This is a genomic window from Staphylococcus schweitzeri, from assembly GCF_002902405.1.
Taxonomy (GTDB): domain Bacteria; phylum Bacillota; class Bacilli; order Staphylococcales; family Staphylococcaceae; genus Staphylococcus; species Staphylococcus schweitzeri.
In genome coordinates this window covers 23,117-47,273 of the sequence record NZ_PPQS01000009.1, presented here as the reverse complement: position 1 = coordinate 47,273, position 24,157 = coordinate 23,117, and the positions used below count along the sequence as shown (strand labels likewise).

The 24,157-nt window shown below is 33.6% G+C and carries 21 protein-coding genes; 14 read left to right on the top strand and 7 right to left on the bottom strand.

Annotated features, from left to right (window positions below; genetic code table 11):
- Positions 1-145 precede the first annotated feature (145 nt).
- Both CD116_RS02225 and cwrA read right to left on the bottom strand, forming a co-directional pair.
- Positions 146-2,554, bottom strand: a complete 2,409-nt coding sequence (locus CD116_RS02225; RefSeq protein WP_047548116.1) for a heavy metal translocating P-type ATPase — start codon at positions 2,552-2,554, stop codon at positions 146-148.
- Between the two features lie 239 nt (positions 2,555-2,793).
- On the bottom strand, positions 2,794-2,985 hold the full coding sequence (gene cwrA / locus CD116_RS02220) for a cell wall inhibition responsive protein CwrA (RefSeq protein WP_001221404.1): 192 nt from the start codon (positions 2,983-2,985) through the stop codon (positions 2,794-2,796).
- Between the two features lie 238 nt (positions 2,986-3,223).
- On the opposite strand from cwrA, the gene CD116_RS02215 reads away from it, so the two are divergent.
- The 3 genes from CD116_RS02215 to CD116_RS02205 all read left to right on the top strand — a co-directional run bounded on the left by CD116_RS02215 (position 3,224) and on the right by CD116_RS02205 (position 5,837).
- Complete coding sequence (locus CD116_RS02215; RefSeq protein ID WP_047530811.1) at positions 3,224-3,823, top strand: sugar O-acetyltransferase; 600 nt, start codon at positions 3,224-3,226, stop codon at positions 3,821-3,823.
- A gap of 190 nt (positions 3,824-4,013) precedes the next feature.
- The gene (gene pruA, locus CD116_RS02210) at positions 4,014-5,558 is read left to right on the top strand and encodes an L-glutamate gamma-semialdehyde dehydrogenase (protein ID WP_047548114.1); all 1,545 of its coding nucleotides are present in this window, start codon (positions 4,014-4,016) and stop codon (positions 5,556-5,558) included.
- 111 nt (positions 5,559-5,669) lie between these two features.
- On the top strand, positions 5,670-5,837 hold the full coding sequence (locus CD116_RS02205; protein ID WP_078101637.1) for a hypothetical protein: 168 nt from the start codon (positions 5,670-5,672) through the stop codon (positions 5,835-5,837).
- A gap of 75 nt (positions 5,838-5,912) precedes the next feature.
- Here the strand turns inward: CD116_RS02205 and farR are convergent, their stop codons facing one another.
- On the bottom strand, positions 5,913-6,461 hold the full coding sequence (gene farR / locus CD116_RS02200; protein WP_047433206.1) for a fatty acid efflux pump transcriptional regulator FarR: 549 nt from the start codon (positions 6,459-6,461) through the stop codon (positions 5,913-5,915).
- Positions 6,462-6,604: 143 nt separating this feature from the next.
- Here farR and farE point away from each other — a divergent pair, with 143 nt between their 5' ends.
- From farE to CD116_RS02180, 4 genes are all read left to right on the top strand, one after another.
- Positions 6,605-9,085, top strand: a complete 2,481-nt coding sequence (gene farE / locus CD116_RS02195) for a fatty acid efflux MMPL transporter FarE (RefSeq protein ID WP_047548112.1) — start codon at positions 6,605-6,607, stop codon at positions 9,083-9,085.
- 225 nt (positions 9,086-9,310) lie between these two features.
- The gene (locus CD116_RS02190; protein ID WP_047530803.1) at positions 9,311-9,538 is read left to right on the top strand and encodes a FeoA family protein; all 228 of its coding nucleotides are present in this window, start codon (positions 9,311-9,313) and stop codon (positions 9,536-9,538) included.
- Positions 9,539-9,549: 11 nt separating this feature from the next.
- Positions 9,550-11,544, top strand: coding sequence for a ferrous iron transport protein B (gene feoB / locus CD116_RS02185; protein ID WP_047548110.1), 1,995 nt, complete (start codon positions 9,550-9,552; stop codon positions 11,542-11,544).
- Between the two features lie 12 nt (positions 11,545-11,556).
- The gene (locus CD116_RS02180; protein WP_047548107.1) at positions 11,557-11,727 is read left to right on the top strand and encodes a FeoB-associated Cys-rich membrane protein; all 171 of its coding nucleotides are present in this window, start codon (positions 11,557-11,559) and stop codon (positions 11,725-11,727) included.
- Positions 11,728-11,795: 68 nt separating this feature from the next.
- On the opposite strand, the gene clpL is transcribed toward CD116_RS02180, so the two are convergent.
- Positions 11,796-13,901 (bottom strand): ATP-dependent Clp protease ATP-binding subunit ClpL, encoded by a 2,106-nt coding sequence (clpL, locus tag CD116_RS02175; protein WP_047548105.1) that lies wholly within the window; start codon positions 13,899-13,901, stop codon positions 11,796-11,798.
- Between the two features lie 363 nt (positions 13,902-14,264).
- On the opposite strand from clpL, the gene CD116_RS02170 reads away from it, so the two are divergent.
- Together CD116_RS02170 and CD116_RS02165 are read left to right on the top strand one after the other, a co-directional pair.
- Entirely contained in the window at positions 14,265-14,786 is a 522-nt protein-coding gene (locus CD116_RS02170) for a methylated-DNA--[protein]-cysteine S-methyltransferase (RefSeq protein WP_047548103.1), read from the top strand.
- Positions 14,787-14,987: 201 nt separating this feature from the next.
- Positions 14,988-15,656, top strand: a complete 669-nt coding sequence (locus tag CD116_RS02165; RefSeq protein WP_047548102.1) for an exotoxin beta-grasp domain-containing protein — start codon at positions 14,988-14,990, stop codon at positions 15,654-15,656.
- Positions 15,657-15,887: 231 nt separating this feature from the next.
- Here CD116_RS02165 and CD116_RS02160 read toward each other — a convergent pair whose 3' ends face one another.
- Entirely contained in the window at positions 15,888-17,054 is a 1,167-nt protein-coding gene (locus CD116_RS02160) for a hydroxymethylglutaryl-CoA synthase (protein WP_047548100.1), read from the bottom strand.
- A gap of 253 nt (positions 17,055-17,307) precedes the next feature.
- Between CD116_RS02160 and CD116_RS02155 the strand changes: the two genes are divergently transcribed.
- Positions 17,308-18,588 carry a hydroxymethylglutaryl-CoA reductase, degradative gene (locus CD116_RS02155; protein WP_047426601.1) on the top strand — a complete coding sequence of 427 codons (1,281 nt, stop codon included), beginning with the start codon at positions 17,308-17,310 and terminating at the stop codon, positions 18,586-18,588.
- Positions 18,589-18,728: 140 nt separating this feature from the next.
- Here the strand turns inward: CD116_RS02155 and CD116_RS02150 are convergent, their stop codons facing one another.
- Complete coding sequence (locus CD116_RS02150) at positions 18,729-19,160, bottom strand: CHAP domain-containing protein (protein WP_047426599.1); 432 nt, start codon at positions 19,158-19,160, stop codon at positions 18,729-18,731.
- Between the two features lie 417 nt (positions 19,161-19,577).
- Positions 19,578-19,796, bottom strand: a complete 219-nt coding sequence (locus CD116_RS02145) for a sterile alpha motif-like domain-containing protein (RefSeq protein ID WP_047426597.1) — start codon at positions 19,794-19,796, stop codon at positions 19,578-19,580.
- 166 nt (positions 19,797-19,962) lie between these two features.
- Here CD116_RS02145 and cidR point away from each other — a divergent pair, with 166 nt between their 5' ends.
- From cidR to CD116_RS02125, 4 genes are all read left to right on the top strand, one after another.
- Positions 19,963-20,841 carry a cidABC operon transcriptional activator CidR gene (gene cidR / locus CD116_RS02140; protein ID WP_047548098.1) on the top strand — a complete coding sequence of 293 codons (879 nt, stop codon included), beginning with the start codon at positions 19,963-19,965 and terminating at the stop codon, positions 20,839-20,841.
- Positions 20,842-21,078: 237 nt separating this feature from the next.
- Complete coding sequence (cidA, locus tag CD116_RS02135) at positions 21,079-21,474, top strand: holin-like murein hydrolase modulator CidA (RefSeq protein WP_047530786.1); 396 nt, start codon at positions 21,079-21,081, stop codon at positions 21,472-21,474.
- Positions 21,467-22,156 carry an LrgB family protein gene (locus tag CD116_RS02130; protein ID WP_047530784.1) on the top strand — a complete coding sequence of 230 codons (690 nt, stop codon included), beginning with the start codon at positions 21,467-21,469 and terminating at the stop codon, positions 22,154-22,156. Before cidA ends, CD116_RS02130 begins: the two co-directional genes overlap by 8 nt.
- A 45-nt stretch (positions 22,157-22,201) precedes the next feature.
- Positions 22,202-23,941: a pyruvate oxidase gene (locus CD116_RS02125; protein WP_047548096.1), complete on the top strand. Its 1,740-nt coding sequence runs from the start codon at positions 22,202-22,204 to the stop codon at positions 23,939-23,941.
- Positions 23,942-24,157: the final 216 nt, after the last annotated feature.

Here is a 24,157-nt window from a genome sequence, read left to right as displayed (position 1 = left end):
ATACACTAATTCGCCAAGCGAAAAGTGTAACTATATATGCAGTTGAAGCGAAGCACCAACTGTAACCACGACATTACTTTCAGAAGATACAGCCAATTATTATCCTACCTCAGAATCACCAAAGAATCCTTCGTTATTAAGGAATCTAGGCATCTTTACGGCGTGGTTCTAATCGCATCTTTTTCAATCTAAGTGCATTTGTCACAACACTCACTGAACTTAGTGCCATCGCAGCGCCAGCAACCCATGGTGCAAGTAAGCCCATTGCAGCAATTGGTATGCCAGCAATATTATAGCCGAATGCCCAAAATAGATTTTGGCGAATATTACGAATGGTTGCTTTACTTGCATAAATGGCTTTAGGAATAAGCATTAAGTCGCCACCAAGAATAGTGATATCAGCTGCTTCAATAGCGACTTCTGTACCTGTACCAATGGCAATACCGATATCTGCTTTAACTAATGCAGGCGCATCATTTACACCGTCACCAACCATAGCTACTTTCTTACCTTGTTGCTGTAGTTTGGCAATTTGTGCAGCTTTTTCTTCGGGTAAAATGTCAGCAATAACTGTATCAATACTAACCTGTTTGGCAATGGCTTGAGCAGTGTTTTTATTATCGCCAGTTAACATGGCAACTTCAATGCCCATATCATGCAATTGTTTTATAGCATCTTTGGCATGATCTTTTACAGTATCTGCCACTGCGATGATACCAGTTAATGAATAATTAACAGCAATGAGCATAGCAGTTTTACCATCTCGTTCATAATGTGTTAAATCATCAGAAATATGTTTAGGCAAGCTAATATCATTGTCAGCCATTAATTTACGGTTACCAACCAATATATGGTGATGATCAATCGTTGCTTCAATACCATGGCCAGGTACTGCTTTAAACGTTGTTGTTTCAGTTAATTGTAAGTGTTTATCCTTAGCATAATTGACAATAGCTTCTGCCAATGGATGCTCAGAATCTTTTTCAGCAGTAGCGAGTAGTTGTAAAGTTTGATCGTCACCATGATAATCTGTCACGACTGGACGACCATTTGTAATGGTACCCGTTTTATCTAAAACGATGGTATCAATTTGATGTGTGCGTTCAACAAACTCGCCACCTTTAAATAAAATACCATTTTCAGCAGCGCGACCAGTACCTACCATAATAGAAGTTGGTGTAGCAAGTCCTAATGCGCATGGACAAGCAATGACGAGAACGGAAATACTCGCAACAAGTGCAGGTTCAAATGTACCTGGTGTAACTAAAGTAATCCACACGATAAATGTTAATAGTGCGATACCAACAACGATAGGAACGAAATAACCAGAAATAATATCTGCCAATCGTTGAATCGGCGCTTTAGAACTTTGGGCTTCTTCGACAACTTTAATTATATTTGCTAGCGCAGTGTCCCCGCCAACTTTTGTTGCTGTCATCGTAATAGTACCGTTTTTATTCATCGTTGAACCAATTACAGTATCATCAACATTCTTCTCAACAGGGATAGATTCACCTGTTAACATAGATTCGTCGATGGCAGTCATACCTTTAATAATTGTGCCATCAACAGGGACTTTTTCACCTGGTTTAACGATAAGTGTATCTCCAACGCGTACATCGTTTAAAGGAATCATGATTTCAATTCCATCTTTTGAAATACGTGCTTCTTTAGCTTGCAAACTTAATAATTCACCAAGCGCATTGGTTGTTTGAGATTTCGCTCTAGCTTCTAAATATTTACCGAATAAAATTAAGGTAATAAGTACGGCGCTTGTTTCAAAATATAAATGCGGTTGCGTAGTTGCACCACTTAGCCAACGAATCATTTCATAAATACTATAAAAATATGCTGCACTCGTACCAACGGCTACAAGCACATCCATATTTGCGCCACCATTTCTTAAGTTTTTATATGCACCTACATAAAATTGCCATCCAATAATAAATTGTACAGGTGTAGCCAAAATAAATTGGAACCATGGATTCATAAATAGTGCTGGTATATGCATATTGAAAAGATGCACAAACATTAACATTAATAGCGGTAATGATAATACTGCCGATATGATAAGTTTAATTAATTTATGCTTCAGCTCTTCAGCTTTACGTGACGTTTGATCTTGATTGTTATCTTTAACGACTGCATCATAACCTAATTTTTGAATGCGAGTGACAAGTTGAATAGCATCTGTTTCTTCAGGATAATAGTCAACTTTAGCTTGCTCTGTTGTTAAATTGACCGTTGCATTTTGAACGCCGTCCATTTTATTTAACACTTTTTCAATACGGCTTGAGCATGCAGCACAAGTCATGCCTGTAATGTCTAATTCGACAGTTTCTACAGCGACACCGTAACCTAAATGTTGAATCGTATTAATAAATTCTTGGACATCATGTTGATCAGGGTTATACTCAACAGTTGCTTTCTCTGTAGTTAAATTCACTTGGGCATTAACGTCATCAAGTTTATTCAGTTTCTTTTCGATACGATTTGAACATGCGGCACAAGTCATACCAGTGATATCTAATGTTGTTTTTTTCGTATTAGCCACATTATTGCCTCCCTGTGATTCATTGTTACACGTCTAATGTACCCCCTACAGGTATATAAGTCAATCGTTGCGTTTTACTTTTACCAATTTTAAAAAGAAAAAGAGAGATTGCCGTGCAAACATTGCACTACAATCTCCCTATTTAGCATCTATATAAAAGAAGTCGTAATTAATATTAAAGGATGTATGAATGAAAGGTAAAACTTAAATGACTTCTGGATTTGCAATTCTTGGGTGACTTAAAAGAAATCAGATGGATTAAATTCTTTCGCATGTAAATTTTTAAAATTATTAAGATGGATGACTTTATCATCATCTTTGTTGTCTGACAACTGACGACTCGTGTCGTTTGTCATTTCGTAATCTTGTATCGTTTTGACCAAACCTAAAATGATTAAGATAGCAACTGTGCCTGTAATTAATATTCTCATCGCTATCATACTCCTTTATATTTCTCTTACTCATATTGTACGTTAATAAATTAAAAAATGAATGCGTCTGTAGTATTGAATTTATCTACTACTTTAGCAGTATTTGATGCGAGAATTGTATAGATAAGGGTGATAAGGTCATGATTTTATAATGTTATAGTGTATTAGTTGCATAGGCGAATGTTTATTTGATTAACTTTTAAACAAGTAAATAAGTTATTAGGAGTTGAAAGGTGTAATGACTGAAAAAGAAAAAATGTTAGCAGAAAAATGGTACGATGCAAACTTTGATCAAGACTTAATAAATGAACGTGCACGAGCGAAAGATATTTGCTTTGAATTAAATCATACAAGACCCGGTGATACAAAGAAAAGAAAGCAATTGATTGACCAATTATTCCAAACTACGACTGATCATGTCGAAATTGCCATCCCTTTTGATACAGATTACGGATGGAACGTTAAACTTGGGAAAAATGTCTTTGTAAATACCAATTGTTATTTTATGGATGGTGGACAGATTACAATTGGCGATAATGTTTTTATAGGACCTAATTGTGGATTTTACACAGCAACACATCCACTTAATTTTCATCATAGAAATGAAGGTTTTGAAAAAGCCGGACCCATTCATATTGGCAGTAATACTTGGTTTGGCGGTCATGTAGCTGTGTTACCAGGGGTGACGATTGGAGAAGGTAGTGTGATTGGTGCAGGTAGTGTTGTCACAAAAGATATTCCGCCACATAGTTTAGCGGTTGGAAATCCTTGTAAAGTTGTTCGTAAAATTGATAATGAGGTACCATCAGAAGCATTGAACGATGAAACACTAAATTAGTTGTCATGACGCTTCTAAATTTTAAAAAGTAACTAATCATTTTCAAAATGCTTGAGAAGAAGGGTATAATGTATAAAAATGAAAGCGATTGCAAAAATGACCTTAATCATAGTAAAATGGGTTTAAATGATGTTATATCATTAAATCAAAGGGTTAAACCACTTTCAAAATTTATAGGGGGTAAGTGTACATGGTAGTAGAATTTAAAAATGAACCTGGTTACGATTTCTCAGTCCAAGAAAATGTGGATATGTTTAAGAAAGCATTGAAAGACGTAGAAAAAGAATTGGGTCAAGACATACCATTAGTGATTAATGGAGAGAAGATTTTTAAAGATGATAAAATTAAATCAATCAATCCTGCAGACACATCACAAGTGATTGCAAATGCATCAAAAGCAACAAAAGAAGATGTTGAAGATGCATTTAAAGCAGCGAATGAAGCTTATAAATCTTGGAAAACATGGTCAGCTAACGATCGTGCAGAGCTTATGCTACGTGTTTCAGCAATTATTCGCCGTCGTAAAGCGGAAATTGCAGCAATTATGGTTTATGAAGCAGGTAAGCCATGGGATGAAGCAGTTGGTGATGCAGCTGAAGGTATTGATTTTATTGAATACTATGCACGTTCTATGATGGACTTGGCTCAAGGTAAGCCAGTACTTGATCGTGAAGGCGAGCATAATAAATATTTCTATAAATCAATTGGTACAGGTGTTACAATTCCACCGTGGAACTTCCCATTTGCAATTATGGCTGGTACGACTTTAGCACCAGTAGTTGCAGGTAATACAGTGTTATTGAAACCAGCTGAGGATACACCTTATATCGCTTATAAATTAATGGAAATTTTAGAAGAAGCAGGATTACCAAAAGGCGTTGTTAATTTTGTTCCTGGTGATCCAAAAGAAATTGGTGACTATTTAGTTGATCACAAAGATACACACTTTGTTACATTTACAGGATCACGTGCGACAGGTACTAGAATTTATGAACGTAGTGCTGTTGTTCATGAAGGTCAAAACTTCTTGAAACGTGTGATTGCTGAAATGGGTGGTAAAGATGCGATTGTAGTCGATGAAAATATTGATACTGATATGGCAGCAGAAGCAATTGTTACATCAGCATTCGGTTTCTCAGGGCAAAAATGTTCAGCATGTTCACGTGCAATTGTGCATAAAGACGTTTATGACGAAGTGTTAGAAAAGTCAGTTAAACTTACAAAAGAATTAACTTTGGGCAATACTGTAGACAATACGTACATGGGTCCAGTGATTAATAAAAAACAATTCGATAAAATTAAAAATTATATTGAAATTGGTAAAGAAGAAGGTAAATTAGAACAAGGTGGCGGTACTGATGATTCAAAAGGTTACTTTGTAGAACCGACAATCATTTCAGGACTTAAATCTAAAGATAGAATAATGCAAGAAGAAATTTTTGGCCCAGTAGTTGGCTTTGTAAAAGTTAATAACTTTGATGAAGCGATTGAGGTGGCTAATGATACGGACTATGGTTTAACCGGTGCAGTGATTACAAATAATCGTGAGCATTGGATTAAAGCAGTTAATGAATTTGATGTAGGTAATTTATATCTTAATAGAGGTTGTACATCAGCAGTTGTTGGCTATCACCCATTTGGTGGGTTCAAGATGTCAGGTACAGACGCTAAAACAGGTAGCCCAGACTACTTATTACATTTCTTAGAGCAGAAAGTTGTATCAGAAATGTTTTAATGCTTCATAATGAGCAAGAGCCATCCATTGCGGTTGGCTCTTTTTATTTATAACTTTAAAAATTAAGTAATGTTAACTATATTTTGATGAAAGGATAATAGGTATAAGAATATGAGATACTTTATTTCAATAATAATGGGAATGGTATTAGCAGTTTGGTCATTTAAGCAACTGAATCAAAGTCAATTAGATAGTGGCTACATCTTTTTCTTCATCATATATGTATTGTGTATCAGTTATTTTAACAGCGATAAGCAGACTAAAAATAAAAAACGATAGCATGACACGAAATATGAACGTGTATGTTATCGTTTTTGTTATATTTGAGGCAAATGAACATATAATAGTAACCTACTATTTGATTTTAATATTAATGACTTTATGGAAAATGTTATCAATATCTTCGCCAGGCCAATCTATTTTTTCATCTTTAATCCAATACAAAAATCCTTCAATCAACGAACCATAAATATAAAATATGAGATTATCTGGAATATCACCGTCAACATCGATTCTATCTCTGTTATTTTTAATATCATCATGCATAATTTTAATGCAGACATTTTTCAAAACTTTATTAAATTCAGAGTCTTCTTCTTGAAATTCTGCTACTTTTTGTAAATCCTCTTTATTATTAATCGTATCACTAATCGTTTGGAATGGATGGTTAAGGCGATCGCTAATATCTCTAGCAAAGTAGTCTTTAGTCAATTGGTTGAACAAATATTCTAGAAGATCGTATTTATCATAAAAGTGTTTATAAAAAGTTGTACGGTGCACAAGTGCGTTGTCACAAATTTGATTGACAGTAATCGTTTGGAATAATTGCTGCTCTAACAATTGAAGTAAACTACTAGATAATGCTTTTTTCGTCTTAATAACTCTTAAATCTGTCTCTTTCATCTACATTTCTCCTTAATGTGTAGTTTAGTATACAAATTTTAAAATTTAATTCTTTAAGAGGTAGGGTATAGATACTATAATCGAACAATAATCTACACTGTATAGTTAAACTATAACGTTGATTTTAAAGGGAGGCAATATATTTGGCGAAATTTTTATACAAGATGGGTACATTTATCGCAAAGCATAAGTGGTCCACATTAATCGCATGGGTAATTATTGTAGCTGCAATATTTATACCAATTGCTACAAATGCACCGAAATTTGATAACGATATTAAAATGACTGGTTTAAAGTCATTAGACACGAATGAAAAGATTGAAAAGCATTTTAATCAAGATAGTGAGAAGGCACAAATACGTGTAGTTTTAAAAACGACTAAAGATGATGGTATTGTGCAACCGAGTATCACTAAAGATATTAAGAAAACGTTAGACGATATTAAAAAAGATGACAAACACATCGATAAAATATCAGATCCATATGAAAATAAGCAAATTAGTAAAGACAAAACAACTGCATTTGCAGATATCACATATGATGTTAGTCAAACTTCTTTAAAAGATGACTCTAGAGATAATGTTAAAAGTCATTTGAAAGATTTACGTGATAATCATAATGTACAAACAGAGTTAACTGGTACAGGTATGACCTCAACAGACATAGGCGGTAATTCTGAATTAGTGGGTATTATTGTTGCCTTTGTTGTGTTATTAATCACGTTTGGTTCAGTTATTGCTGCAGGATTACCAATTATAAGTGCATTAATTGGTTTAGCCTCTGGCGTAGGTATTATTAGTTTGCTGACATATGCATTTGATATACCTAATGTCACACTGACATTAGCCGTAATGATTGGACTAGCAGTTGGTATCGATTATGCTCTGTTTATTTTATTCAGATACCGACAAGTTATGAAAACTGAAACAGATTACATTAAAGGTATTGGTCTTGCAGTAGGAACAGCAGGTAGCGCAGTTATTTTTGCTGGTGTAACAGTTGTGATTGCAGTATGTGGTTTATCATTAGTAGGAATTGATTTCTTAGCGATAATGGGATTTGCTTCGGCAATTAGTGTTATTTTTGCTGTAATTAGTGCATTAACTTTATTACCTGCACTAATAAGTATTTTCCATAAGCGCATTAAAGTGAATAAATTACAGTCTAAATTCAAAAAAGATATTGATACGCCATGGTCTAAATTTATTACAGGAAATGCACTTGCGGCAGTATTACTAGGTTTAATCATATTAGTAGCAGCTGCAATACCGGTTAGTCATATGCGACTTGGTATTCCGGATGACGGTGTTAAACCAGCAGATTCTACTCAGAAAAAAGCCTACGATATTATCTCGGATAAATTTGGCGAAGGATTTAATGGCCAAATACCGATGTTGATAAATGTAAAAGATAAAAAGGATGATCCACAAGGATTACAACAAGATTTACAGTCTGTATATAAAGATATTAAAAATAAGAAAAATGTGGATTTAGTTACACCACCACAAATGAGTAAAGATAATGATTATGCTTTGATGGTGGTGATACCTAAGCATGGACCTAATGCAGAAAGTACAAATGACTTAGTACATGATTTACGAAATTATAATAAAGATGCGCAAGATAAGTATGGATTTAAAACAGAAATTTCAGGACAGAGTGTCATTAATATTGATATGTCCAAAAAGTTAAATGAAGCGATACCTTTATTTGCCTCAGTCATTGTTGTGTTAGCATTTTTCTTATTAATGATAGTTTTCCGTTCAATCTTAATACCTTTAAAAGCAGTATTAGGATTTGTCTTATCATTAATGGCAACACTAGGGTTTACAACATTAGTAATGCAAGATGGATTTATGAAAGGTCTGTTTGGTATTGAAACTACAGGACCAATGCTAGCATTTTTACCGGTTATTACTATAGGGATCTTATTTGGATTGGCGATGGATTATGAAGTCTTCCTTATGTCACGAATTCATGAAGAATATAGTAAAACAGGTAATAATGATTATTCTATTAAAGTAGGATTGAAAGAAAGTGGTCCAGTTATTGTTGCTGCAGCATTAATCATGTTTAGTGTCTTCTTTGCCTTTGTGTTCCAAGAAGATGTCATGATTAAATCAATGGGTATGGCATTAGCTTTTGGTGTACTCTTTGATGCCTTCGTAGTCAGAATGATGTTAATTCCTGCATTAACTAAATTGTTTGGAAAAGGTTCGTGGTATTTACCAGCATGGTTGAATCGCATTATTCCACGAGTTGATATTGAAGGACATGCACTTGAAAAATATAAAACGGTTGAATCACAGGAATCTGAAGTTAAAAATAGCAAGGAAAAGTACGATACAACGTTTAAAGTACACGAAGAAGATACACATGCAGGAAAAGGCTCACAAATGCGTGACGAGACGCAGACAATCGTGCTGGATAATAGAACGATGGCATTATATCAACAAGTGAGACAGCAATCTACAAATCCTATGTTCTTGCACGATGCTTTAGTAGATTATCAAAATAAGCATCACTTAAATAAGCAACAACAAATGACAAATATAGAACAGTTGAATAAAAATATTGAAAAATTAAATCAATTACTAGAACAAAATTTACGCGACAAATCATAATTTGGCATCTGTTTAAATTGTATTAAGGTGCTAATAAAAATATACACCGCTGTTTAAAATGTGAAGTGCACATTTAAAACAGCGGTACTTTTTTGCTCTAGATTAATACATAGACAATATTTTTTAAATGTCACAACTTTTACATAAAAAATGAAATTTATTTAACGAAAGTATTGCGTGCTATAATTTTAAGAGTTATTATTTCTAATAGGAGTGAGAAATACTATGTTAAACGTTAGAAATGGTGAAAAAAATAAACTTTATAGAATTAAGCAAATTGATATTAATAATATGAACATGTTTTATCGCTTAAGTGCATTCGGTTTGACAGATGGCTCTACAATTAAGATTGTGCAAAAATGTTTATTTAAAGGACCATGTATTATTGAGATTAATGGTCAACAATTAAGCATTAGACATTGCGACGCATGTTGCATTGCACTTGAAGAATAGGAGTCTAACATATGGAAAATTATTGTATATTAGGTAATCCCAATGTCGGAAAGACATCATTGTTTAATGCGTTGACTGGCTCTTACGAGTATGTTGGAAACTGGAGCGGTGTAACAGTAGAGAAAAAAGTAGGGCAGTTAAAACATCATTTAGGACAATTAATTGATTTGCCAGGTACATATGATTTATCGCCAATTTCTGTAGATGAGACGATTGTTACGGATTATTTGTTAAATAATCAATTTACAGGAATGATAAATATCGTTGATGCGAGTCAGTTAAAAAGGAATATGCAGTTGACTATTCAATTACTAGAATTAAATAAACCAATGTATATTGGACTGAACATGATTGACGTAGCAACAAAGCGTGGTATACATATTGATTATCATAAATTGATGAAAAGGTTGAAAACACCTATTTTCCCTGTTGTTGCTCGTACAGGTAAAGGAACTAATTACTTGCTTGGTGAAATTAAATTTTTGGGCGAAGGAGCGCAACAACATTTTAAACTCAATTATGGCGAAACAATTGAAAATGCTATTAGTGATATCTGTCAGGCCATTATGGCTGAAACAACACATTCAAACTATGAATCAAGATTTATTGCAATTCAATACCTTTTAGACAATGTTCAAATTAAAGAGGAATTAAATGTAAAAGTATTAGATCAATTGTTAACGATTCGTCAACATTTAGTACAAACCTTAGATGGTACATCGATTCGTGGCGAAATGGAACGTATTCGAAATCAATATATAGATATGTTATTGCAAGATATTGTGACATATCCAGATGAAGATAAACAATTTTTCAGTACAAAAATAGATAAGATATTAACACATAAGTTTTTGGGTATACCAATATTTTTAGGTATTATGTGGTTAATTTTTCAAACGACATTTACATGGATAGGAACGCCATTGTCCGATCACCTTGACGAGTTTATTGGAGGTACATTTACTGATAGCGTTAAGAGTGTCATGAGCCATCTTGGACTTGTACCTTTTTTACAAGATTTAATTACTGATGGCATTATTGCAGGTGTAGGTTCCGTATTAGTGTTTGTACCGCAAATTGTTGTGCTTTTTTTCTTTATATCATTACTAGAAGATTCAGGCTATATGGCACGTATAGCTGTCTTAATGGATCGGATTATGGAATCATTTGGTTTAAGTGGGAAGTCATTTATACCTATGATTATAGGATTTGGCTGTAATGTTCCAAGCGTGATGGCTGCGCGCAGTATTGAAAATGAAAAAGAACGCCTGACAACGATTTTAATTGCACCGTTTATGTCATGTTCAGCAAGATTACCTGTATATGCTTTATTCGTAGGTATCTTTTTTAAAGAAAACCAATCATTAGTGGTATTAAGTCTATATGTGTTAGGTATTGTCATGGCATTCTTAGTAAGTACTGTACTTACTAAGACAGTGTTAAAAAATGATAATGCAATCTTTATTGTGGAATTGCCAACATACCGTGTGCCTTCCATTAAAACGTTGTGGCGTAGTACTTGGGAAAAGGCTAAGGGATTTGTACGTAAAGCAGGTACATTTATTTTTGGAGGGTCAGTAGTGATATGGCTTTTAAGTTATGTTGGTCCGCATGGCATTAATGTAAGTATTAATGACAGTTTTTTACATATAATAGGTAGTTTCTTTGGAATGTTAGTTGAACCACTTGGGTTTGGAACATGGCAAGCAGGTGCTACGTTAGTGCCAGGATTTTTAGCAAAAGAAGTTATTGTGAGTTCAATGGCAATTATTTATTCATCAGGTGATGCAGGACTTGTTCATGTTATTCAAAACCAATTCACACCGTTATCTGCGTATGCCTTTATGATTTTTATATTGTTATATATCCCATGTATCTCTACAGTAGCAGCAATTCGCAAGGAAACATATTCTTGGAAATGGACAGCACTCGCAGTGGTATATCCATTGTTGACTGCCTATGTTTTAACATTTATCTTTTATCAAGTTGGGCATTTATTTGTTTAGGGAGTGGTTGAAATGACAGTAATGATTAATATTTTGATATTTTTAGCGATTTTCGGGTATGCCTTGTATACCCTAGGTAAATTTTTCAAACGTTCTAAACAAGGAAAATGTGGTACATGTGAAATAGACAACGATTGTTGTAGTACAGAACAACAGGTAGTAAAACATTTTCCAGGGAAATAATTAAAAAAATGAGCACAGGTACGAGCGGCCTGATGCTCATTTTTGATATGTTATATGTTAAAGTGTCGTTATTTACCTTTTACGACTAATTCGTTATCCTCAACATCTATATCCACATGTTTAACGTCTGTATGGTCTAAATAGTAATCTGTAATTTTGTCACGTACTTGCTGTTCAACAATACGTCTTAATGGACGCGCACCTAATTCTTCATCATAACCTTCTTCAATTAACCAATCTTTCGCATCTTGAGAAACGTCCATCGTAATACCTTTTTTATCTAATGTAACTTGTACATCGTCTAATAATAAGTTGACGATATCTTGTAATGCATCTTTATCTAAATGTAAGAATTCAACGATGCCGTTGAAGCGGTTAAGGAATTCAGGGCGGAAGAATTTTTTCATTTCATGCATAATATCTTTTTCTTCAGTGTCATTGCCATTGCCAAAGCCAGCATTTGATGTACAAATAATAATTGTATTTTTAAAGTTGATGACATTACCTTGACCATCTGTCAAATTACCATCATCCATTACTTGTAATAACAATGTTAAAATTTGTGGATTTGCTTTTTCGATTTCATCAAATAGAATGACTGAATATGGATTACGGCGTACTTTTTCAGTTAATGTATTTGAATTATCATCATAACCGACATAACCAGCAGTTGTACCAATCATTTTTGAAACAGCGGTTGTGTCACTATATTCACTCATATCTAGACGAATAAGTGCATCTTTATTACCAAATAGATCAATTGCTAATTGTTTAGCAAGCTCTGTTTTACCCACACCAGTAGGGCCGACAAATAGAAAACTACCAATTGGACGGTTGCCATCATCGAACCCAGCACGATTACGGCGAATTGCACGTGAAACCATTTCTACGGCTTGATCTTGCCCTATAATCTTACTTCTTAAACGACTAGAAATATTTTTTAAACGTTCAATATCGTTATCATCCATTTGTGAAACTGGAATACCAGTTAATCGTTGAATAGTATCTGAAATATCATGAACTGTAGCAACAGCAGTATGTTCACCATTACTATTTTCTAATTTATCTTGTAATGATTTAATTTCTTTTTGAATGTCATCTGCTTTTTTATATTCTTCAGCACTTACAGCTTTATGCTTATCATTTTCCAATTCGGAAATTCGTTTTTCAGTTTCAACTTTATCAATAGCTGGACTTTGTGCAGATAAATGTGCTGCTGTAATATCTAACACATCGATTGCTTTATCTGGTAATAATCGTTGTGGAATATATTGAATTGATAAGTCAACACATGCTTTTAATACGTCATCTGGTAATTTTACTTGATGGTGTTCTTCGAATTTTTCGCGAATACCTTTTAAAATTTCAACAGTATCTTTAGCGCTTGGTTCATTAACAAGCACTTCATTAAATCTGCGCGTTAATGCAGCATCTTTAAGGATATTGTTTCGATATTCATCTTGTGTTGTTGCACCAATAATTGAAATCTCTCCACGACTTAATGCAGGTTTCAAAATATCAGATAACCCTTTGCTACCTGAATCACTTCCTGTGGCACCTGAACCGATAATTTGATGGATTTCATCAAAGAATAGTACGGCATTTTGTGAAGATTTAACACCTTCGATTAATTTTTGAATATTTTCTTCAAAAGCACCACGATATTGCGTTCCGGCTTCTAATGATGAAATATCTACAGAAATAATTTCTTTGTCTTTGATTGCTGCTGGTACATTTCCTTCAACGATTGCCTGTGCTAAACCTTCAACAATCGCAGTTTTACCAACACCAGCTTCTCCAACTAATATAGGATTGTTTTTAGTTCGTCTACTTAAGACTTCAGCAGTTTCTTGAATTTCTTTATCGCGGCCAATGACTGGATCTAATAAACCATCGCGTGCTTCTTGCGTAAGGTTGCGACCAATTTGTTCTAAATAATTGCCGTTGCCGCCTTGTTGCCCTTGTTGTCTTTGTGCTGCTTGTTGAAAAGCTTGCGCACTTTGTTCAGCAGAGTGATTGCCACCTTGTTGTGTGAGTTGCGCTAGTTCTTCAGGTGAAACTTCTTTACCATTAATATAGTATTTTTTGTTGCCGCTTTGATTTGAACCTTGCATATCTTGCATCATTCTTCGAAAAATTGAATCAAAGTCACTATTGAAAAAACTGTTATTCATTTAATATCACCTCTAAATTTTAAAATTAATAAGTAAAAGAAAATACATTGAAACTATATGCAAACTATAAACAATGGCAATTTTATTTTTCCACCATTGTAGTTTTAAAAACGGCATGTTCTAGGCACTTTATGAACTTTTTGTGTAATTTTTGAAATAAGTAAGAATTTAAAAGCAAATATTAATCAATGGTTAAGAAATGTATGTGTTGATACATAGTTAATTAAGAAATGGTATATTGCGTTTATAGTCTATGTGAACTTTGATTTTGAAGCGCATGGTTGATCTCGATAAAGTTTATGGTGTTAATCATTTTCATAAAGTTAAATGAATAGTATGATGATGAAAAAGGAGTGTGTGTTTATGGCATATAAAAGTTATTATGATTCGCCGGTTGGACGATTGGAACTTGTGAGTGATGGGGTAAATCTAACCGCTGTTTTATTTGAAAATCAACAAGATGATGGTACTAGATTGAAAAACGAGGATTTAGTGATATTTAAAGAGACGGCACAGTGGTTAGATGCGTATTTTAAAGGTGACAATCCGGAAATCACAATACCATTAAATCCTACAGGAAGTGATTTTCAAAAACGTGTTTGGCATGAATTGAGACAAATATCATACGGTTCATTAACAACGTATGGAGAGATTGCTAAAAAAGTAGGTAAAGCACTTAACAAGCCGAAAATGTCAGCACAAGCAGTTGGAGGTGCCGTAGGTAGTAATCCTTTGTCGATTATCGTACCATGCCATCGTGTAGTTGGTAAAACGGGTAGCTTAACAGGATTCGGTGGGACAATTAGTAATAAGATTAAGCTGTTAGAGTTGGAGAATATCGATATGTCAGGACTTTATGTGCCTAAGCATAGTACGAAACCGTAAAGTTGAGATAGTTTTGGTAAATGAATCTGTGTATTGTTAAATATGTTAAATTATTTGAAAAACTAATCAAATTAAATTAACGGAAATTTTAGAAAATTAATATTGAGAAATATTGATATATAGATCATTCAGTAATAATATTAAATTGCGCGCAAAGCATTTGATGCATTTAATCTTGAATGAGAAAAGGATGATCTAAAAATGAAAGCGAAGCTATGGTTTTTATTGACAACTTTGGCATTTTTGATTGCCGTAACAGGATTTATTGGTATAGCAGAAGAAGTAAAAGCAAAGACAAATGGATTGATTACAGAAAATGGTAATGATAGTTTAAAAGAGCATTATGCGCAAAATTTTGAAGTTTATACGAATAAAGAAGTAACAGGGATTGGGACAAATTATATAGACGCGAAAGTTGATACCTACAATGTACGTACAGTGCTCTACAATACTGATTATTTGAAACGGTTTAAAAATCAAGACAGAGTCAATATATGGGGAACATTATATGAAAACCAACAATCTAAAGTGTATCGTGGCACAGTGGTTAAGTATGACCCGATATCAAAAGTAACCAATTTATCTTATAGAACGAACTTGTTTGTTAATGGTCATCAAACTAAAGTGAATCCAGACAAATTATTAGAAGTTAAAAATAAACAGCTCTCTCTTAAAGAAACAGATTTTAGAATTAGAAAGTATTTATTAGAAAAAGAACAATTATATGATAATTACAATTCAGGGGAACTGATTATAGAAATGAAAAATGGAGAAAGACATACAATAGATTTAGGCGATATATTGAGTGATTCACAAGAAAAATCGTTTGATTTTGATAACATTAGTCATATAGATATTTACATGAAATAGATCACTCTAGCATAAAAAGTGTATAGGACAATTTGGCTTTGACAATTTAAAACAGAAGAGCTTGGGGCATCGAGTTTCTAGGAAAGCTTCAATAATGCGCCAAAAAACCATAATGAATCGATTCAAGACGAAGCATGGTATAAATAGATAACAGCAGTTAGACGATTTCAATTAGAAACGGTCTGACTGCTGTTTTTTAGGTTATATTTAAATGTCTTTTAAATACACCGACTACTCTGGTCTGTGATATTCACGAACGTTATTTTCAATATTTGATAAGTAGAAAATATGACGATCTTCATGAACAGCGTCTTGTTGTTCGTCAAAGTCAACGTCATCAAAACGTTTGAAGAATGTTTCATACGCATCAACAGATACTTCAGTACGGTTATTTAATAATGCTTTGTGAGTGGCCTGATCTAAATGATCTTTGTAGCCTTCAACTAATGTCGCACTATAAAATTCACCAACTGAACCTGAACCATAACTGAATAAACCGATTGTTTCTCCAGCTTGTAAATCACGATTTTCAAGTAATGAAATTAGGCTTAAATATAATGATCCAGTATAAATATTACCAACATAACGGTTATAATCTACAGCATCTTCATAGCCTGAACGTAAACGCTCTTGAGTTGTTTCATCAGCGTTATCAATGATTGACTCTAATGCCTTTTTACCCATTTTTGTAAATGGAACATGGAAGCATAGTGATGCGAAGTCAGCTAGCGACTTACCTTGACGTTTTGCGTATTCATTCCAACTTTGTTGGAACGAGCGGATATAAGCATCTTTAGATAATGCACCATCAACTAATGGGTATTTGTGGCCAGTTGGACGCCAGAAATCATAAACGTCTTCAGTGTAAGCAACTGCATCTTCATTTAAAGCTAAAATGCTTGGATTGTGTGTAATTACCATCGCAACCGCACCAGCACCTTGTGTTGGTTCACCACCTGAATTTAATCCATAGCGTGCTGTATCTGTAGCAATAACTAATACTTTTTCATTAGGTCTTGTCGCTAAATAATCTTTAGCTAATTGGATTGCTGGTGTAGCAGCATAGCAAGCTTCTTTCATTTCAAAACAGCGTGCAAAAGGCTGAATACCTAATAAGTTGTGAATTTGCACAGCAGCCGCTTTGGCTGCATCAATTGCTGATTCCGTTGCCACGATAACCATACCAATTTTCTTTTTATCTTCGTCTGTTATAATGTCCTTAGCAGCGTTAGCGCCCATTGAAACGATGTCTTGGTTTACAGGACTAACAGCCATTTCAGTTTGACCAATACCAATTAAAAATTTGTTTGGATCAACTTGGCGTGCTTCTGCTAATTTAGCCATGTCTACATAGTACTTTGGAACGTAAAAGTTTATTTTATCGATACCTATTGTCATAAGGTTTTACATCCTTTCAAATTTATAAAAGCAACACTTGTATCATATCAGAATATGCTAATCTTATACAAAGAAATACACTAAATTTAACAATGATTTGACGTTTCTTGTAAGCGGTTTAATTTGCCTTGTTTTATTTTATAGTCAAAACAACAATTATTCAATTGAATTTTAAGGCGAATGACGTTATTTTGTGGTAAAAATAGTAGTGATTGAAATGTTAAAAATTATGTGAAGTAAAAGGAGTTTGTCCATGCAAAGTTTAGATAAGGATTTTCGACATTTATCTCGGCAAGAGAAGTTACAACAATTGGTTGATAAGAAATGGTTATCAGAAGAACAATTCGACATTTTACTGAATCATCCACTAATCGATGAAGAAGTAGCTAACAGTTTAATTGAAAATGTTATTGCACAAGGTGCGTTGCCAGTTGGTTTACTACCAAATATTATTGTAGACGAAAAATCTTATGTTGTGCCAATGATGGTGGAAGAACCTTCAGTTGTTGCCGCTGCAAGTTATGGCGCTAAATTAGTGAATCAAACTGGTGGATTTAAAACGGTATCTTCTGAACGTATTATGATAGGTCAAATCGTCTTTGATGGAGTCGACGATACTGAAAGATTATCAGCAGACATTGGCGCATTAGAATCACAAATTCATCAAATTGCTGACGAAGCGTATCCTTCTATTAAAGCACGAGGTGGCGGTTATCAACGCATTGCTATTGATAAATTTCCTGAACAGCAGTTACTATCATTAAAAGTATTTGTTGATACGAAAGATGCTATGGGTGCAAATATGCTTAATACAATTTTAGAGTCCATAACTGCATTTTTAAAAAATGAATTTCCGCAAAGCGACATTTTAATGAGCATTTTATCAAATCATGCGACAGCATCCGTAGTTAAAGTTCAAGGTGAGATTAATGTCAATGACTTAACGAGAGGTGACAGATCTGGTGAAGAAGTAGCCAAAAGAATGGAACGTGCTTCTATACTTGCGCAAGTAGATATTCATCGTGCTGCAACACATAATAAAGGTGTTATGAATGGCATACATGCCGTTGTTTTAGCAACAGGAAATGATACGCGTGGTGCAGAAGCAAGTGCGCATGCGTATGCGAGTCGTGACGGTCAATATCGTGGTATTGCAACATGGAGATACGATCAAGAACGTCAACGTTTAATTGGTACAATAGAAGTGCCTATGACATTGGCAATCGTTGGCGGTGGTACGAAAGTATTACCAATTGCTAAAGCTTCTTTAGAATTGCTAAATGTAGATTCAGCACAAGAATTAGGTCATGTAGTTGCTGCCGTTGGTTTAGCACAAAACTTTGCAGCATGTCGCGCGCTCGTTTCCGAAGGTATCCAGCAAGGCCATATGAGCTTGCAATATAAATCATTAGCTATTGTTGTAGGTGCAAAAGGTGATGAAATTGCGCAAGTAGCTGAAGCATTGAAGCAAGAACCCCGTGCGAATACACAAGTAGCTGAACGCATTTTAAAAGATTTAAGAAGCCAGCAATAATCAAATGCGAATAGCGATTTTAAAGAAAAGTTAAGTCAGTCCATCGTAGCGCTTAAATAAATTAATATGAACAAAAAAATAAAAAACTTCTATCACACGCATACAGGAAATTGAAGCGTTCGTGATAGAAGATTTTTTAGTTAGTAAATATAGTTAAAGTTACGTGCTGCTTTTTTACTTAGTATACGCGTATTGTATTTTAAAGGGCGATAAAAGTTGTATTCTGAAACCTTAATACTACCGTTTTTATATACTTGTTCAACAACTGCGACATGTCCATAATATCCTGCAGTTGATTGCATTACAGCAAATTTTCTTGGCGTACGTCCAGTCGAATATTTTGATTTACGTGCATTGTAATACCAATTTTTAGCGTTGCCCCATTTATTGGAAACAGGTTTACCAACTTGTGCGCGACGTTTAAATGCCCACCATGTGCATTGGTTTTTACTATAATAATTAACTGCGGCATGCGATTGATGCGTTTGTTCGACGGATTGATAAGTGAAATCTGCTGAGAAAAGTACTGCAAAAGCAATTAATAAACGAATAAGTATCTTTTTATATTCCATTTTTATCTCCCAAGTTAATTTTTTTCTTTATTCAACGTTATTTATAATAACAAAATTTTTTTAGAAAACAATGTAAGCAATCAACAATAAAAGTAACTGTAATGAAGTTGTCATATAAAGTGTCAAATTGTAATAAAAAAGGGATTTTTCATAAAAAATGCAAAAATATGGTAGGGGATTAAATTGGTTATATTTGAAAATAATAGAAGAAATTACAAGTATAATTAAAACGTTGGATTCGTGGGAAAATGAGTATGACATTTATATGTAAAAGTCGGTATCAAATTTATTATATGATTATTGTATAAATATCAAAATTGTACATTGTGAGAATACATCTTTACTATTGGACAATAAAAATAGCGCTCTGCAAGCAGAACGCTAACATGAGATGATGTGACTCCATGTATTCATGTATCATTGTACATTTGTGAATTGGTTGAAAACGGATAGTGCCCGCTTTATTACGGGTACTGAGATGTTTTCAGGACATGGATTTGTTCGAAAATATGACAATATTTCACTATGGCTCTTCACTTCTCTAGGGAAATTGCTATCTTGATTAATCCAATCAACCAATTCACCTAATGGTGTGTCATCACCAAGAAAATTTTGCATAAATTCGTAAAAGCTCAATACCTCACCTCGATTAATATACTTGAGCCATTAATATAATACCATAAAAGAATATGAACTTTACATAGAACTTTTTATAAAGCAATTTCATAAATCTAAATTTATTGAATGTATAAGAAGTTGTGTATAATGAAATAAACGTGTTGAAATAGTTAGGATGATGTTAGTGGATATTAAACATATGAAATATTTTATTGAAGTGGTTAAGCAAGGTGGTATGACTAATGCTTCCAAATCATTATATATTGCACAACCAACGATTAGTAAGGCCATAAAAGATATTGAAAATGAAATGGGCACACCTTTATTTGATAGAAGTAAAAGACATTTAATACTTACTGATGCAGGTCAAATTTTTTATGAAAAAAGTAAAGAAATCGTTGCGCTATATGATTATTTACCATCTGAAATGGAACGACTAAATGGGCTTGAAACGGGACACATTAATATGGGAATGTCCGCGGTCATGAATATGAAGATTCTTATTAATATACTTGGCGCATTTCATCAACAGTACCCAAATGTTACTTATAATTTAATCGAAAATGGTGGAAAAACAATTGAACAGCAAATTATTAATGACGAAGTGGATATTGGTGTGACAACATTACCAGTGGATCATCACATTTTTGATTATACAACTTTAGATAAAGAAGATTTACGACTCATTGTGAGTAGAGAGCATCGACTCGCAAAATATGAAACTGTTAAACTCGAAGATTTAGCAGGCGAAGATTTCATTTTATTCAATAAAGATTTTTATTTAAACGATAAAATTATAGAGAATGCTAAAAATGTCGGTTTTGTGCCTAATACTGTAGCGCAAATTTCGCAATGGCATGTTATCGAAGATTTAGTCACAAATGAATTAGGGATCAGTATTTTACCAACATCGATATCAGAACAGTTGAACGGGGACGTGAGATTGTTACGTATTGAAGATGCACATGTTCATTGGGAATTAGGTGTCGTTTGGAAAAAAGATAAACAATTAAGCCACGCTACTACAAAATGGATTGAATTTTTAAAGGATCGGTTAGGTTAAAATATAAATAACACACTTATTATTTAAGGCGTTGCATTTTAAAAAGATGTGATAGTAATTGGAAATACAGTCTTAAATGATGAGTGTTTTTTATTGTGAAAATGAAGTGAAATATAGATAGCGTTTTCATAGAAAATAGTAATATAAATCATAAAAAAAGAGTATTTTTATAAAACGTTCGCCAAACTTATAATAGATATTGTAACAATTTAGACATATTTAGAAAGGGATGGCGCCATGCAAAAAGTCCAATTAATAATCAAACTGCTATTACAACTAGGAATCATCATAGTGATTACTTATATTGGTACAGAAATTCAAAAGATTTTCCATCTTCCTTTAGCCGGCAGCATTGTTGGTCTATTTTTATTTTATTTACTATTACAATTTAAGATTGTGCCTCTAGCTTGGATAGAAGATGGTGCAAACTTTTTATTAAAAACAATGGTATTCTTCTTTATACCATCAGTTGTAGGTATTATGGATGTTGCTTCTGAAATCACGCTTAATTATATACTCTTCTTCGCAGTCATTATCATTGGCACATGTATTGTTGCATTATCTTCAGGATTTATTGCTGAAAAAATGTTTGCGAAACATAAACATCGTAAAGGTATAGATGCTTATGAATGATTATCTACAAGCATGTTTAATGATTTTGTTGACTGTCGTTTTGTATTATTTCGCTAAAAGATTACAACAAAAATATCCAAACCCATTTTTGAATCCAGCATTAATTGCATCTTTAGGAATTATTTTTGTCTTACTTATATTTGGAATTAGTTATAACGGGTATATGAAAGGTGGCAGTTGGATCAATCATATTTTAAACGCAACGGTTGTATGTTTAGCATATCCACTTTATAAAAATAGAGAGAAAATTAAAGACAATGTCTCTATCATTTTTGCGAGTGTATTAACTGGCGTTATGCTTAACTTCATATTAGTGTTCTTAACACTTAAAGCGTTTGGTTATTCTAAAGATGTCATAGTAACATTATTGCCCCGCTCAATTACAGCCGCTGTCGGTATTGAAGTGTCACATGAATTAGGTGGCACAGATACGATGACCGTATTATTTATTATCACAACTGGTTTAATTGGAAGTATTTTAGGATCGATGTTATTACGATTTGGAAAATTTGAATCTTCTATTGCTAAAGGGTTAACGTATGGGAATGCGTCACATGCCTTTGGTACAGCTAAAGCACTGGAAATGGATATAGAGTCTGGTGCATTCAGTTCAATTGGGATGATTTTAACTGCAGTTATTAGTTCGGTGTTAATACCTGTTCTAATTTTATTATTCTATTAATTAGAAATTTAAAATGATAAACAGAAAGGGAGGCTATTAGTAATAATGGCAAAAATTAAAGCAAATGAAGCATTAGTAAAAGCACTACAAGCATGGGATATAGATCACTTATATGGTATTCCGGGAGACTCAATCGATGCAGTTGTCGATAGTTTACGTACTATAAGAGATCAATTTAAGTTTTATCATGTACGTCATGAAGAAGTAGCAAGTTTAGCAGCTGCAGGTTATACAAAACTTACTGGTAAAATCGGCGTAGCATTAAGTATTGGTGGACCAGGTTTAATTCATTTATTAAATGGTATGTACGATGCCAAAATGGATAACGTACCACAATTAATTTTATCTGGGCAAACGAATAGTACAGCGCTTGGAACGAAAGCATTTCAAGAAGCAAATTTACAAAAATTATGTGAAGATGTAGCTGTTTATAATCACCAAATTGAAAAAGGTGATAATGTATTTGAAATCGTTAATGAAGCTATTCGTACGGCATATGAACAAAAAGGTGTCGCTGTCGTAATTTGTCCAAACGACTTATTAACTGAAAAAATTAAAGATACAACAAATAAACCAGTAGATACATCAAGACCAACTGTTGTATCACCAAAATATAAAGACATTAAAAAAGCTGTTAAATTAATTAATAAAAGTAAAAAGCCGGTTATGTTGATTGGTGTTGGTGCGAAACATGCGAAAGATGAGCTACGTGCGTTTGTTGAAGCGGCAAAAATTCCGGTCGTTCATTCATTACCTGCTAAGACAATCTTACCGGATGACCATCCATACAGTATTGGTAACTTAGGTAAAATAGGTACAAAAACATCATATCAGACAATGCAGGATGCAGATTTACTAATTATGGTAGGTACTAACTATCCATATGTAGATTACTTACCTAAGAAAAATATTAAAGCAATCCAAATCGACACAAATTCTAAAAATATCGGACATCGTTTCAATATTAATGTAGGAATTGTTGGAGACAGTAAAATTGCATTGCATCAGTTAACTGAAAATATTAAACATGTTGCGGAAAGACCATTCTTAAACAAAACATTAGAACGTAAAGCGGTTTGGGATAAATGGATGGAACAAGATAAAAATAATAATAGCAAACCATTACGTCCAGAACGTTTAATGGCATCAATTAATAAATTTATTAAAGATGATGCAGTAATTTCAGCAGATGTTGGTACTGCAACAGTTTGGTCTACACGTTATTTAAATCTTGGTGTGAACAACAAGTTCATCATTTCAAGGTGGTTAGGCACAATGGGGTGCGGACTTCCTGGTGCAATAGCATCAAAAATTGCGTATCCAAACAGACAAGCAATCGCTATTGCTGGTGATGGTGCATTCCAAATGGTAATGCAAGATTTCGCAACAGCTGTACAATATGATTTACCTTTAACAGTGTTTGTATTAAATAATAAACAATTAGCGTTTATTAAATATGAACAACAAGCTGCTGGTGAATTAGAATATGCAGTTGATTTCTCTGATATGGATCATGCAAAATTTGCTGAAGCAGCAGGTGGTAAAGGTTATACCATTAAGAATGCTAGCGAAGTAGATGCTATTGTCGAAGAGGCATTAGCACAAGATGTACCAACGATTGTAGATGTATATGTTGATCCTAATGCTGCACCATTACCAGGTAAAATTGTAAATGACGAGGCACTTGGTTATGGTAAATGGGCATTCAGATCAATTACTGAAGATAAGCATTTAGATTTAGATCAAATTCCACCTATTTCAGTTGCAGCAAAACGCTTTTTATAACTGATTGAAAGGTTATCACAATTGAATTGAACTATAAAAACGGTAATTTCTATTTCAACAAAATGGGGGATTACCGTATTGTTTATTTTCAAAAGCCTCGTAGTGTAAGAAGATTAAAAAATTTAAAAAAGTTGTTGAAAACGCTTTTATAAATATGTATAATAGCTATAAATTGTATATCACTTGCGTGTTACTGGTAATGCAGGCATGAGCAAA